Here is a 13196-nt window from a genome sequence, read left to right on the forward strand (position 1 = left end):
TGCGTCGTACGCCGGGACGATGCCCGGAGGAGGCTCAGGCCTCCTGCGAGTTCTGGATCGCGGAGATGTCGAACTCGAGCTTGATCTTCTCGGAGACGAGGACGCCGCCGGTCTCGAGCGCGGCGTTCCAGGTCAGGCCCCAGTCCTTGCGGTTGATGCTGGTGCCACCCTCGAAGCCGATGCGCAGGTTGCCGAACGGGTCGCGCGCCGAGCCGGTGGGCTCGAAGGTGATCGTGACCGACTTGGACTCGCCCTTGATGACGAGGTCGCCGGTGATGACCCAGTCGTCGCCGTCGCGCTCGACCTTGGTCGAGGAGAAGGTGATCTCCTTGTTGTTGTCGGCGTCGAAGAAGTCGGCCGACTTGAGGTGGCCGTCGCGGTCGGCGACACCGGTGTCGACGCTCGCGGTCTGGATGGTCAGGTTGACCTTCGAGTTGCCCGGGGTGGCGGCGTCGACGTGCGCGGTGCCGGAGAACTCGGTGAAGTGACCGCGGACGGTGGTCACCATCGCGTGGCGGGTGCTGAAGCCGAGGCGCGTGTGCGTCGGGTCGATCGTGTAGTCGCCGGACATGTCCTCGACGGCGGTGGTGGGGGCGTCGAACTGCTCGGCGGCCTGGCGGTTGAAGAACGACATCGTGACTCCTGAAGAACGGTGGGTTTGGTTGAACCTTTGATCACCCTAACCGGACCGTGGTCCGATTCATTCCCTGTTCCCGAACTTTCTCCGGACATGCATCGACCCCGCCCGGAGGAGCTCCGGACGGGGTCGAGCGAGTGTGGGGTCAGGCGGCGTGCGTCGCGTGGGTCGGCGCTGTCGCAGCATCGATCCAGTGCGCCTCGACGCGGGTGCGGCCCTGGTTGTCAGTCACCGGCACCCAGACCTGCACGAGGCCGTTGGCCATCTTGTTGTGGTTCATGGGACACCTTTCGTTCACCTTCTGTTCACCAAAGGTACCGCACCCCCACCCACGGTGTCACTTCTTCCCGAAATTCGCTCGCGTTCCCCCACTGGGACGCCCGTGGAGGGCGTCAACCGGGGGTGAGCGCTCCATCGGTGCCTGGAGTGCCGGGTGTGACTGGACGCGTTCCTGGATCAATCGCGTCTCGCCTACCTCAATTGGGTGGTTCTTGCCCGCCAGCGGGCAGAAAGTTGCGTTTGGGGCCCGCGGCACGCACGATCGACCCATGTCCACGCTGCACCGCCCGACGGCCGACCCGGAGCTGGTCGCTCGCATCGCCACCAGCACGGGGCTGTCGCCCGCCGAGGCGGCGCGGGTCGTGGAGGACGTCGTCGCCTTCCACACCGAGCCCGTCGAGGACTACGTACGCCGCCGGCACGCCCAGCTGAAGACCTACGGCGCGAAGAACCCCGAGATCTTCGCCCGCATCGCCGAGGAGCTGGCCGCCCGCGTGGTGGCCGCTCCCGAGCTCACCGAGCGCCAGCTCCGGCGCCTGGTCTACGGATAGAAGGAATCACCATGTGCGGAATCGTCGGCTACGTCGGCACCCAGCAGGCATCCCCGTTGCTCCTCGAGGGACTGACCCGGCTCGAGCACCGCGGCTACGACTCGGCGGGCCTCGCCCTCCTCGGCAGCACCGGGATCAAGGTGGAGAAGCGCGCCGGCCGGGTGCGCGACCTCGCTGACGGCCTGCCCAAGCGGTTCGCCGGCAAGGTCGGCATCGGGCACACGCGATGGGCCACCCACGGCCCGGCCAACGACGTGAACGCCCACCCGCACACGGACGCCAAGGGCCTGGTCGCCGTCGTGCACAACGGCATCATCGACAACGCCGCCGCGCTGCGGCACCGGCTGGCCGACGAGGGCGTCGACCTGGTCAGCGACACCGACACCGAGGTGCTGGCCCACCTGGTCGCTCTCTCGGAGGCGCCGACGCTCGAGGGTAAGGTCGTCGAGGCCCTCGCCCAGGTCGAGGGCACCTACGGCCTCGCCGTCGTGCACGCCGACTTCGCCGACCGCCTGGTCGTCGCCCGCAACGGCAGCCCGCTCCTGATCGGCGTCGGCGAGAAGGAGATGTACGTCGCCTCCGACCTCGCCGCGATCGTGCGCCACACGACGACCGTCGCCCACCTGGCCGACGGCGAGATCGCCACGGTGACCGCCGGCGGGTTCACGACGTACGGCGGGGACCTGCGCCCGATCGCTCGCACCGCGGAGACCGTGGACGTGGACCCGGCCGCCTACGAGGCCGGCGACCACGAGTCCTTCATGCACAAGGAGATGCTCGAGCAGCCCGCAGCAGCGGAGCGGGTGCTGGGCGGCCGGCTCGACGAGCGCTTCGGCACTGCCCACCTCGGTGGGCTGAACATGGACGCCCGGGAGACCCGCGCGATCCGCCGGGTCAAGATCCTCGGCTGCGGCTCGGCCTACTACGTCGGCCAGATGGGTGCCGCGCTGGTCGAGGAGCTCGCCCGGATCCCCGCCGACGCCGAGGCGGCGAGCGAGTTCCGCTACCGCGACCCGGTGATCGAGCCGGACACGCTGTACGTCGCGGTCAGCCAGTCCGGGGAGACGATCGACACGCTGCTCGCCGTCCAGGAGATCCGGCGCAAGGGCGGCCGGGTGATCGGGCTGGTCAACGTCGTGGGCAGCGCGATCGCCCGCGAGTGCGAGGGCGGCATCTACCTGCACGCCGGGCCGGAGGTCGCCGTCGCGTCGACCAAGGCGCTGACCAACATGTTCCTGGGCTTCGCGCTGCTGGCCCTGCAGCTCGGCCGGGTGCGTGACCTCTCCATCGCCGATGGCCGGCGGCTGATCAACGGCCTGTACCGGATCCCCCAGCAGATCCAGGAGATCCTCGACCGAGAGGACGACATCGCAGCCGTCGCCGGCCAGCTCGCCGCCGCCGAGAGCCTCTTCTTCGTGGGCCGGGTGCGCGGCTTCCCGGTGGCGCGCGAAGGGGCTCAGAAGTTCAAGGAGATCTCCTACCGGCACGCCGAGGCCTACCAGACCTCCGAGCTCAAGCACGGTCCGCTCGCGCTGGTCTCCGAGCAGGTGCCGACCGTCGCGATCGTGCCCGACGACGAGCTGACGGACCGCAACGTCGGCGCGCTGCACGAGATCGCGGCCCGTCGAGGACCGCTGGTCGTCGTCACCCACGAGGGCGTCGACCTCGGTGACGTCGACGCCAGCCCGAATTTCTGGGGTCGCATCGACGTGCCCCGCAACGAGCGCGAGCTCGACCCGGTGCTGCTCGTCGTACCCCTGCAGCTGCTGGCCTTCCACGCCGCCCTGCAGCTCGGCCACGACATCGACAAGCCCCGCAACCTGGCGAAGTCCGTGACCGTGGAGTAGCCCGGCGAGGACGGGGTGACCCAGCCCACCGCGACGACGAAGGTGGCGTGCGTGAGCGAAAGCACTACCGTTGACGGGTGAGCAACGACGAGAGCGACAACACTTCGACACCTGAGGTGACGTTCGCCGACCTCGGGCTCAGCGACAAGGTCCTGAAGGCGCTGGCCGACGTCGGCTACGAGAAGCCGTCGGCGATCCAGGCCGCGACCATCCCGCCGCTGCTCGCCGGGCGCGACGTCGTCGGCCTCGCGCAGACCGGCACGGGCAAGACCGCGGCGTTCGCGCTGCCGATCCTGTCGCGCCTCGACCTGTCGCAGAAGACGCCGCAGGCGCTCGTGCTCGCCCCGACCCGTGAGCTCGCGCTCCAGGTCTGCGAGGCGTTCGAGAAGTACGCCGCGCACAGCAAGGGCGTCCACGTCCTGCCGGTCTACGGCGGCCAGGCGTACGGCGTCCAGCTCAGCGCGCTGCGGCGTGGCGTGCACGTCGTCGTCGGCACCCCGGGCCGGATCATGGACCACCTGGAGAAGGGCACGCTCGACCTGAGCGAGCTGCGCTTCCTGGTGCTCGACGAGGCCGACGAGATGCTCAACATGGGCTTCGCCGAGGACGTCGAGACGATCCTCGCCGACACCCCCGACGACAAGAACGTCGCGCTCTTCTCCGCGACGATGCCGGCGCAGATCCGTCGGATCTCCAAGCAGTACCTGAACGACCCGGTAGAGATCACGGTCAAGAACAAGACCGCGACGGCGCCGAACATCACCCAGCGCTACCTGATTGTCTCCTACCCCCAGAAGATCGACGCCCTCACGCGCATCCTCGAGGTCGAGAACTTCGAGGGCATGATCGTCTTCGTCCGCACCAAGAGCGAGACCGAGCTGCTGGCCGAGAAGCTGCGCGCCCGTGGCTTCTCCGCAGCCGCGATCAACGGTGACGTCGCCCAGGCCCAGCGCGAGCGCACGGTCAACCAGCTGAAGTCGGGCAAGCTCGACATCCTGGTCGCCACCGACGTCGCCGCCCGCGGCCTGGACGTCGAGCGGATCAGCCACGTCGTCAACTACGACATCCCCACCGACACCGAGTCGTACGTCCACCGCATCGGTCGCACCGGCCGGGCCGGCCGCAGCGGCGACGCGATCTCGTTCGTGACGCCGCGGGAGCGCTACCTGCTCAAGCACATCGAGAAGGCCACCCGCCAGCCGCTCGCCCAGATGCAGCTGCCGACCGCCGACGACGTCAACGCCACCCGGCTGTCGCGCTTCGACGACCAGATCACCGCGGCACTGGAGCAGACGACCCGCATCGACCGGTTCCGCGACATCATCCAGCACTACGTGCGCGAGCACGACGTGCCGGAGGCCGACGTCGCCGCCGCGCTCGCCGTCGTCGCGCAGGGTGACACCCCGCTCCTGATCGACCCCGCCGCCGACGCCCGCCAGCAGCAGCGCGACGAGCGGCCCGCGCGCACCGACCGCCCCGACCGGGGCGGCCGCCCCGAGCGCGGCGAGCGCCGGCCGCGTGGCCGCAGCGACGTCCCGATGGCGACGTACCGCATCGCCGTCGGCAAGCGCCACAAGGTCGAGCCGCGCCAGATCGTCGGCGCGATCGCCAACGAGGGTGGGCTGTCGCGCCAGGACTTCGGGCACATCGACATCCGCGGCGACCACTCGCTGGTCGAGCTGCCGGCCGACCTGCCCGGCGGCGCCTGGGACAAGCTCAAGGGCACCCGGATCTCCGGGAAGCTCATCGAGCTGACCCCGGACAGCAGCGGCCCGTCGTCCAACGCGGGTCCGCGCAAGCCGCGCCACAAGAACTGACCTCTCGGGGGGCAGACGCGGGCGACGGCCCGGGTCTACTGTGACCGCGGTCACACCGACTGGCGGGTGACTCGGTCTCTCGGAGGTCCCATGTCGGTCCGCAGTCGCCTGACCCGTGCGTTCGTCGCCCTCGCGGCGGTTCTGTCCGTCCCCACCGTCCTCGCGGCGCCGGCCCACGCCGCCGCGCCGGCGTACGTCGCGCTCGGCGACTCGTACTCGTCCGGCGTCGGCACCCGCAGCTACATCGACGACGGCACGTCCTGCCAGCGCAGCAACCTGGCCTACCCGAAGCTGGTCGCCAACCAGAAGGGCTACGCCCTGAACTTCAAGGCGTGCTCCGGGGCGAAGATCCCGGACGTCAACGGCCAGCTCAGCGCGCTGTCGACGGGCACGGCGTACGTCACCGTGTCGGTGGGCGGCAACGACGCCGGCTTCTCGGGCGTGCTGACCGAGTGCGCGAAGCCCGGGTGGGCGAGCAACTGCGACGGCCGGATCAACACGGCGCAGACCTACATCAACAACACGCTGCCCGGCGCGCTGGCGACGTTGTACGCCTCGATCCGGAGCAAGGCCCCGAACGCGAAGGTGGTCGTGGTCGGCTACCCGCGCGTCTTCAACGGCGAGGACTGCAACGCGGCGACGTTCTTCTCCCCGGCGGAGGAGACCCGGCTGAACCAGACGGCGGACCTGCTCAACGGCAAGCTCGCGGCGGCCGCGTCGGCGAAGGGCTTCGCCTTCGCCAACCCGACGAGCCGCTTCGTCGGGCACGCGGTCTGCGACAGCCCCGAGTGGCTGAACGGGCTGTCGAACCCGATCAGCGACAGCTACCACCCCAACAAGACCGGGCACGCGTCCGGCTACCTGCCGCTGGTCGCGGGGCTGCTCGTCTGAGCCTGCGCACCCAGGGTCGGGTCGGTGCGGGCTGGTAGAACCGACGCGTGCGCCCTCTCGTCTCGATCGCCGCCCTCGTCCTCTTCGCCGGAGCCCTCGCGGGCTGCGACGCCAAGGACAAGGTCACCGGGCCTGACCCCGACAAGGCGGCCGACGCCCTCGCCGCGGCACTCGCGACCGGTGACTTCGCGGACGTCGCGTTCACCGACGACCAGACCCCGACGGCGGTCGGCGCCGACTACGCGGAGGTCGTCGACGGTCTGGGCGACCTCACGCCGACGGTCACGGCGGGCGGCGTGGAGGAGGACGGCGACTCCGCGACCGCCACGCTCGCCTGGGTGTGGCCGGTGGGCGGCGACGAGTGGAGCTACACGACCGACGTCACGATGACCAAGTTCGACGACGAGTGGCAGGTGCCTTGGTCGCGCGCGCTGGTCGAGCCCAGCCTGCGCAAGGCCACGGTCCTCGACGCCACCCCGATCGCGGGTCGTCGCGGCGACATCGTCGGCAACCGCGGCACCGCCCTGGTCACCGACCGCGACGTCGTCCGCTTCGGCATCGACCGCGGCAAGGTGTCGGCCGCCCGCGCGGGTGCGTCGGCGCGAGCGTTCGCTCAGCTGGTCGGCATCGACCCCACGGCGTACGCGAAGCGCGTGGAGGCGTCCGGCCCGAAGGCGTTCGTCGAGGCGATCACGCTGCGCAAGGACGACGTCCCGCTCGACGTCGCGCAGCGCTACTTCCGCATCAAGGGCGGCGTCGGGATCCCGGGGCAGCTGCCGCTCGCACCGAGCCGCGACTTCGCCCTGCCGATCCTCGGCACGGTCGGTGACGTGACCGCCGAGATGATCAAGGACCACCCCGACCGCTACGAGGTCGGCGACCTGGCCGGGCTGTCCGGGCTCCAGGCGCGGTACGACGAGCAGCTGCAGGGCGTCGACGGCGAGGTCGTCCACGCGGTCGGCTCCGACGGGATGGAGCGCGAGCTCTACCGGGTGGACCCGCAGCAGGGGCGGCCTCTCCAGATCACCCTCGACCTCCAGCGCCAGACCGCCGCCGAGGCGGCGCTCGCCGGGGTCGGCCCGGCCGCGGCGCTGGTCGCCGTACGACCGTCCGACGGCGCGATCCTGGCCGCTGCCAACGGCGCGGGCACCGACGGCTACAACGTCGCGACCTACGGGCAGGCGGCGCCGGGCTCCACCTTCAAGACGGTCAGCAGCCTGGCGCTGCTGCGCGCCGGCCTGAAGCCGGGCACCGTCGTGCCCTGCACGAGCCGGATCGTGGTGGACGGCAAGCCGTTCGAGAACTACGACGACTACCCGAGCAGCGCGCTCGGCAACATCCCGCTCAGCACCGCCGTCGCCAACTCGTGCAACACGGCCTTCATCTCGCAGGCGGGCAAGGTGTCCGACGGCTCGCTGGCCGGCGCGGCGGCGTCGCTGGGGCTGGGCGTCGACCACGACCTGGGGTTCCCGGCGTACTTCGGCCAGGTGCCGGCGCCGAAGTCGGAGACCGAGGCCGCCGCCGACCTGATCGGCCAGGGTGGCGTGCTCGCCTCACCCATGGCGATGGCGACGGTGATGGCCTCGATCGAGTCCGGGAAGACCGTGGTGCCCCGCCTCGTGAAGTCGGTCGACGTGTCCGTCCCGGACGACGTCGAGCCGCTCACCGCCGGGGAGGCCACGGCGCTGCAGCAGATGCTGCGCGGGGTGGTGACGTCCGGCAGCGGGCGCGGCCTGCTCGACGTGCCCGGCCCGCCGGTGATCGCGAAGACCGGCACGGCGGAGTTCGAGCGCAACGGCAAGACCCTCACGCACGCGTGGATGGTGGCCGCCCAGGGCGACCTCGCCGTCGCGGTCTACGTCGACGAGGGCTCGTCCGGCTCCGGCACCGCCGGCCCGATCCTGGAGCAGTTTCTGCGGGCGGGGCGGTAGGCGGCGAGGTGGCGGCATGCGGGTTTTGGCGGTCAGCCGGTGAAACCTGCAGACACGCCGTACCGCTCCGTCGATCCGGTGACCTGTCAGCCGAGACCCGTACGACGCGCCGTGCCTCGCCCGCGTGTCGTGCGGGTTCTGGCTGACGGGTGTGCGGCTTTTGGCGGTCAGCCGGTGAAACCCGCAGACACGCTCACCCCCGCGCCGGGACGCCGCGGGCCACGTCCTCCGGCATCGGCTCGTAGTGCGCGAAGGTGCGGGTGAAGACGCCGGCGCCGTGGGTGGAGGCGCGCAGGTCGACGGCGTAGCGGACCAGCTCGGTCTGCGGCACCTCGGCCAGCACCTGGGTGCGGTCGCCGACCTTGTCGGTGCCGAGGAGGCGGCCGCGCCGCGAGGACAGGTCGCTCATCACGGCGCCGACGAGCTCGTCGGGGACCAGCACGGTGACGGTGTCGAAGGGCTCCAGCATGGTCACGGTGGTCGCCGCCGCGGCCTCGCGCAGGGCGAGGGCCCCGGCGGTCTGGAAGGCCATGTCGGAGGAGTCGACGCTGTGCGCCTTGCCCTCGGTGAGGGTGACGCGTACGTCGACCACCGGGTGCCCGAGCCGGACCCCGCGCTCCATCTGGGCGCGGACGCCCTTCTCGACGCTGGGGATGAACTGCCGCGGCACCGAGCCGCCGACGACCTTGTCGACGAACTCGAAGCCGGCACCCTCGGCCAGCGGCTCGACCTCGAGGTGGCACACGGCGTACTGCCCGTGCCCGCCGGACTGCTTGACGTGGCGGCCCAGCCCGGCGGCCCGGCCGGAGAAGGTCTCGCGCAGCGACACCACGAACGGCACCTCGTCGACGTGGACGCCGTACCGCTCGGTGAGCCTCTCGAGGGTGACCTCCGCGTGCGACTCGCCCATGCACCACAGCACCAGCTGGTGGGTCTCGGCGTTGTTGTCGATGCGCAGCGACGGGTCCTCGGCGGCGAGCCGGCCCAGCGCCTGGGAGAGCTTGTCCTCGTCGGCCTTGCTGTGCGCGACGATCGCCACCGGCAGCAGCGGCTCGGGTATCGACCACGGGCGGAGCACGCGCGGCTCCTCCACGTCGGAGAGCGTGTCGCCGGTCTCGGCCCGGGTCAGCCGGCCGATCGCGCAGATGTCGCCGGCGACGACCCGCTCGGTCGGCGCCTGCTGCCGTCCGAAGACGTGGGCGAGCGCGCCGATCTTCTCGTCCTCGTCGTGGTCGGGGTGGCCGGCCGCGTCCCCGAAGAACGCCGCGAAGTGACCGGAGACGTGGACCGACTGGTCCGCGACCAGGGTGCCCGAGAAGACCCGCACCAGGCTGAGCCGGCCGACGTACGGGTCGCTCGTCGTCTTGACCACCTCGGCCACCAGCGGCCCCTCGGGGTCGCCGGAGATCGCGGCCGCGTCGGCCCCGGAGGGCAGGAACACGTCGGGGGAGGGGTGCTCGGCGGGCGACGGGAACCCACGGACGGCGAGGTCGAGCAGCTCGGTGCAGCCGACCCCGGTCAGCGAGCACACGGGTACGACGGGGAAGAACGTCGCCCGGGCCACGGCCCGCTCGAGGTCCTCGAGCAGCACCTTCTCGTCGATCTCCTCGCCGCCGACGTAGCGATCCATCAGGGTCTCGTCCTCGGACTCCTCGATCACCGCCTCGATGAGCTCGCCGCGCAGGTCGTCGTGCGCGCCGGAGGAAGCGGGTGCCAGCAGCCCCGTCAGCCCGACCACGGCGTCCCCGTCGCGGACGGGGACGAAGAGCGGCATCACCCGGTCGCCGAAGGCCGCGCGAGCCTGGGCGAGCACGCCGTCGTAGTCGGCGCGGGCCTGGTCGAGCTTGGTGACCACCACCGCCCGAGGCATGCCGACGCTCGCGCACTCGCGCCACAGCGCCCGGGTGCCGTCGTCGATCCCCTCGTTGGCGGCGACCACGAAGAGCGCGCAGTCGGCGGCCCGGAGCCCGGCGCGCAGCTCGCCGACGAAGTCGGCGTACCCGGGGGTGTCGATCAGGTTGACCTTGGTGCCCTCGCGGACGAGCGGGGCGACGGCGAGCGAGATCGTGCGACCGTGGGCGTGCTCGGCCTCCTCGTAGTCGCACACGGTGGTGCCGTCGCGTACCGAGCCGGCGCGGGAGGTGGCACCCGAGGCGGCGAGCAGGGTCTCGGCCAGCGTGGTCTTCCCGGACCCGGCGGGGCCCACCAGCACCACGTTCCTGATCCGGTCCGGGCTGCTCGCCCCCAGATCTTGGCCGGACGCTCTCCGGTTCCTGTCGGCCATCGCCGTACCTCCCGCCGTGCCCTGTGCAGGGTCGTCCTCGACCCCCTGGTCCGAGAGAACTCCTCCGCCCGCGCGGGCGCAAGGGGCTGTCGGGCACGGATTCGGTCGATTAGCCTGGAGGTTCCATGTCTCGGGTTATGGGCCGTCTCGGCCTGCTCTCGGAGGTGCAGGACCTCCTGGCGCAGGGGCAGTCCGTCGCGCTCCACGGACCCACCGGCATCGGCAAGAGCGCCCTGCTCGACGCGCTCGAGGAGCAGCGCCGCGAGCGGCCGGACGCCCTGGTGCTGCGGGCCAACGGCGCCGTCGCCGAGCACGGACTGCCGTACGCCGCGCTGCAGGACCTCGTCGACCAGCTGCCGGTCGAGCTCGGCGGGTCGCTGCCGGGACTGGTCGCCATTCATGACACAGCGGTCGAGGAGGACCGGCTGCGGACGGTGCTCTGCACCTCGTTCCGGTCCCTGCTGGAGCAGGCGTCCCGCACCCGGACCGTGCTGATCCTGCTCGACGACGTGCAGTGGCTGGACCCCCAGTCGGCGTGCGTCATCGGCTACGGGCGCCGCCGGCTGACCGAGCGGGTGAGCGTGGTCGCCACGATCGGCCCCGCGCGCGATCCACGCGCCGACGGCGACGTCGACCTCTCGGACCTGCACCACCTCGACGTCCCGCCGCTCGACGCGGCCGCGATGATCGAGCTGCTCGGCGCCCACGGCGTGCCGCCGCACGTCGCGCAGCGGCTGCACGTCGAGTCGGGCGGCCTGCCGTCGCTGGCGCTCGCGCTCGGGGGCGCGGCCCGTGAGCAGCCGGTGCTGCTCGGGCGACCGACGCCGATGCCGGCGAGCCTGGAGCGGGTGCTGCGGGACCGCTTCCTCGCGCAGGACGCGGGCGTGCAGGAGACCGTCGCCCTGGCCGCGCTGCTGCACCGCCCGACCGTGCGCCAGCTCGAGCGCGCCGGCCGGGTCGAGGTCGACCAGCACCTGCGCGCCGCGGCCGAGGCGGGTCTGCTGACCCGGTCGGGCGACGCCGTGCGCTTCACCCCCTCCGAGCTGGGTCGCGTCGTGACCGAGACGATCCCCGCCGTACGCCGCACGGAGTGGCACCGGGCCCTCGCCGACGTCGCCCCCAGCCCGGCCGAGCGGATCCGGCACCGCGCGCTGGCCGACCCGCGACCCGACGCCGCGACGGCTCGCGAGCTGGCCCTGGTCGCCCGCGAGTCGGCGAGCGCCGGCAACCGCTCGATCGCCACCGAGCTCTACCTGCTCGCGGCCGACCGCGCACCCGCCGAGCTCGGCACCGAGCGCGTCGAGTGGCTCGCGACCGCGGTCGAGACGGGCGCGCCGGGCAACCACGTCGAGCTCGTGCACCGCGCGCTGGACGACTTCCTCGAGCTGCCGGCCGAGCCCGCGCAGACCGTGCGCGTGCGCCTGGCGCTGCCGGAGCTCGCCGGGTCCGGCCTGGCCGCGATGGACGAGGTGCTGGCCGCCGCCCTGACCGACGCCGGCGAGGACGACCGCCTGGTCGCGCTGGTCCTGCTGCAGCGTTCCCGGGTCGCGCTGATGGAGTCGCGGCCCGACGAGGCGGGGCGGCTCGCCGAGCGGGCCGCCGGCCTGTTCCACCGCGCCGGTGACCCGATCGCGGAGGCGTCCGCCCGGACCACGCTCGCGGTGGCGACCCGCTGGACGGGCTCGGGCCTGCACGACCACCACCTCGCCGACGCGCTGGCGCTGGTGCCCGCGAGCGAGCCCGCGCAGCCCGGGCTGACCCACACCTCGCCCGCCTACATCGCGGCCAGGTTCGCGCTCTACGACGATCGGCTCGACGAGGCCTGGGCGGCCAACCTCTCGATGCTCGCCCAGGTCGAGCGCGGCGCCGGGATGGACCAGGTGCACGTGCTGCGCTGCCTGGTCGAGGTCGGCGTCCGGCTCGGGCGCTGCCGCGAGGCGATGGCGTACGCCGCGCGTGCCACCCAGGTCGCCGAGGAGTTCGGTCTCGACCCGCACACGGGGTGGTTCATCGGCGCGCTCGCCGAGCTCGCCGGCGGGGACCTCGAGACCGGACGCACCCTGGCCGAGCAGGGCGCGGTCGCGGCGCAGGAGCGCGGCGACACCCGCTACCTGCAGCGCCACCTGCTGCTCCTCGGGCAGGCCCAGCTCCGCGCCGGCGATGCCGGGTCCGCGCGGGCCACGCTGCTGCGGATCCGGGACATCGAGGAGGCGCACGGCATCAGCGACCCGACCGTCAACCGGTGGCAGCCCGAGCTCGTCTCCGCGCTGGTCGCGCTCGGCGCGGTCGACCAGGCGGCCGGCGTGCTGGCCTCGGCACGCCACGCCATCGACGGCCGGACCGGCACCGACGGTGTCGGCGCGCAGCTGGACCGGGCGGAGGCCGAGGTGCTCTGTGCGACAGGCGACCTGGACGGCGCGGTGCACCTGCTCGACCGGGCCGCCAAGGTCTGTGCCGACGTCGGCATGCAGATCGAGCTCGGTCGCACCCTGCTGGCCCGCGCCCACGTCGAGCGCCGGGCCCGCCGGGCGGCCGCGGCGCGGAGCACCCTGGAGGAGGCCGAGGCGGTCTTCGACGCGCTGCACGCCCAGCCCTGGCTGGCCCAGGTCCGCGCCGAGCTCGCGCCGTGCCCGGTCGAGGGGGCGAGCGACCCGATGCTCGGACGGCTCACCGACACCGAGGCGCGGATCGCGCAGCTGGTGAGCCAGGGAGCCAGCAACCGCCAGATCGCCGAGCGTCAGCACCTCTCGGTCAAGACGGTCGAGGCGGCGCTGACCCGCATCTACCGCAAGCTCGACGTGCGCTCCCGCACCCAGCTCGCGACGCTGCTCGTCCCGGCACCCACCGAGTAACGCCGGCTCGACGAGGGTTTTCCCGCTACCGGTACCCCGGTGGGGTTCCTAGCGTTCGATCTCGACGTCCTCGGACACCCCGGCGACGCCGAACTCCCCACCCCCAC

The 13196-nt window shown here is 72.4% G+C and carries 9 protein-coding genes; 6 read left to right on the forward strand and 3 right to left on the reverse strand.

Annotated elements, in window-relative coordinates; all coding sequences use genetic code 11:
• Nucleotides 1–34: 34 nt before the first annotated feature.
• Together ASC77_RS17015 and ASC77_RS27730 are read right to left on the reverse strand one after the other, a co-directional pair.
• Nucleotides 35–634, reverse strand: coding sequence for a YceI family protein (locus tag ASC77_RS17015; protein WP_056155586.1), 600 nt, complete (start codon nucleotides 632–634; stop codon nucleotides 35–37).
• Nucleotides 635–782: 148 nt separating this feature from the next.
• Nucleotides 783–917, reverse strand: coding sequence for a hypothetical protein (locus ASC77_RS27730; RefSeq protein WP_268788427.1), 135 nt, complete (start codon nucleotides 915–917; stop codon nucleotides 783–785).
• A 268-nt stretch (nucleotides 918–1185) separates the two neighbouring features.
• Between ASC77_RS27730 and ASC77_RS17020 the strand changes: the two genes are divergently transcribed.
• The 5 genes from ASC77_RS17020 to ASC77_RS17040 all read left to right on the forward strand — a co-directional run bounded on the left by ASC77_RS17020 (nucleotide 1186) and on the right by ASC77_RS17040 (nucleotide 7953).
• A complete protein-coding gene (locus tag ASC77_RS17020) occupies nucleotides 1186–1467 on the forward strand; it encodes a hypothetical protein (RefSeq protein ID WP_056155590.1) in 282 nt (93 codons plus the stop codon).
• Nucleotides 1468–1478: 11 nt separating this feature from the next.
• A complete protein-coding gene (gene glmS, locus ASC77_RS17025; protein ID WP_056155593.1) occupies nucleotides 1479–3314 on the forward strand; it encodes a glutamine--fructose-6-phosphate transaminase (isomerizing) in 1836 nt (611 codons plus the stop codon).
• A 77-nt stretch (nucleotides 3315–3391) separates the two neighbouring features.
• A complete protein-coding gene (locus ASC77_RS17030; protein WP_056155595.1) occupies nucleotides 3392–5131 on the forward strand; it encodes a DEAD/DEAH box helicase in 1740 nt (579 codons plus the stop codon).
• A 90-nt stretch (nucleotides 5132–5221) separates the two neighbouring features.
• A complete protein-coding gene (locus ASC77_RS17035) occupies nucleotides 5222–6022 on the forward strand; it encodes an SGNH/GDSL hydrolase family protein (RefSeq protein ID WP_056155598.1) in 801 nt (266 codons plus the stop codon).
• Nucleotides 6023–6069: 47 nt separating this feature from the next.
• Nucleotides 6070–7953 (forward strand): penicillin-binding transpeptidase domain-containing protein, encoded by a 1884-nt coding sequence (locus tag ASC77_RS17040; protein ID WP_056155601.1) that lies wholly within the window; start codon nucleotides 6070–6072, stop codon nucleotides 7951–7953.
• Nucleotides 7954–8146: 193 nt separating this feature from the next.
• Here the strand turns inward: ASC77_RS17040 and ASC77_RS17045 are convergent, their stop codons facing one another.
• Nucleotides 8147–10237 (reverse strand): elongation factor G-like protein EF-G2, encoded by a 2091-nt coding sequence (locus ASC77_RS17045; protein ID WP_056155604.1) that lies wholly within the window; start codon nucleotides 10235–10237, stop codon nucleotides 8147–8149.
• A gap of 125 nt (nucleotides 10238–10362) precedes the next feature.
• Between ASC77_RS17045 and ASC77_RS17050 the strand changes: the two genes are divergently transcribed.
• Nucleotides 10363–13089, forward strand: coding sequence for a helix-turn-helix transcriptional regulator (locus ASC77_RS17050; RefSeq protein ID WP_082574847.1), 2727 nt, complete (start codon nucleotides 10363–10365; stop codon nucleotides 13087–13089).
• The last annotated feature ends 107 nt before the right edge of the window (nucleotides 13090–13196 follow it).

It is taken from the genome of Nocardioides sp. Root1257 (assembly GCF_001425175.1).
Taxonomy (GTDB): Bacteria; Actinomycetota; Actinomycetes; order Propionibacteriales; family Nocardioidaceae; genus Nocardioides.

Coding starts and splice junctions, on each gene's coding strand:
- ASC77_RS17035 (WP_056155598.1), top strand. CDS start 5,222: ATGTCGGTCCGCAGTCGCCTGACCCGTGCGTTCGTCGCCCTCGCGGCG.
- ASC77_RS17050 (WP_082574847.1), top strand. CDS start 10,363: ATGTCTCGGGTTATGGGCCGTCTCGGCCTGCTCTCGGAGGTGCAGGAC.
- ASC77_RS17015 (WP_056155586.1), bottom strand. CDS start 634: ATGTCGTTCTTCAACCGCCAGGCCGCCGAGCAGTTCGACGCCCCCACC.
- ASC77_RS17020 (WP_056155590.1), top strand. CDS start 1,186: ATGTCCACGCTGCACCGCCCGACGGCCGACCCGGAGCTGGTCGCTCGC.
- glmS (WP_056155593.1), top strand. CDS start 1,479: ATGTGCGGAATCGTCGGCTACGTCGGCACCCAGCAGGCATCCCCGTTG.
- ASC77_RS17045 (WP_056155604.1), bottom strand. CDS start 10,237: ATGGCCGACAGGAACCGGAGAGCGTCCGGCCAAGATCTGGGGGCGAGC.
- ASC77_RS27730 (WP_268788427.1), bottom strand. CDS start 917: ATGAACCACAACAAGATGGCCAACGGCCTCGTGCAGGTCTGGGTGCCG.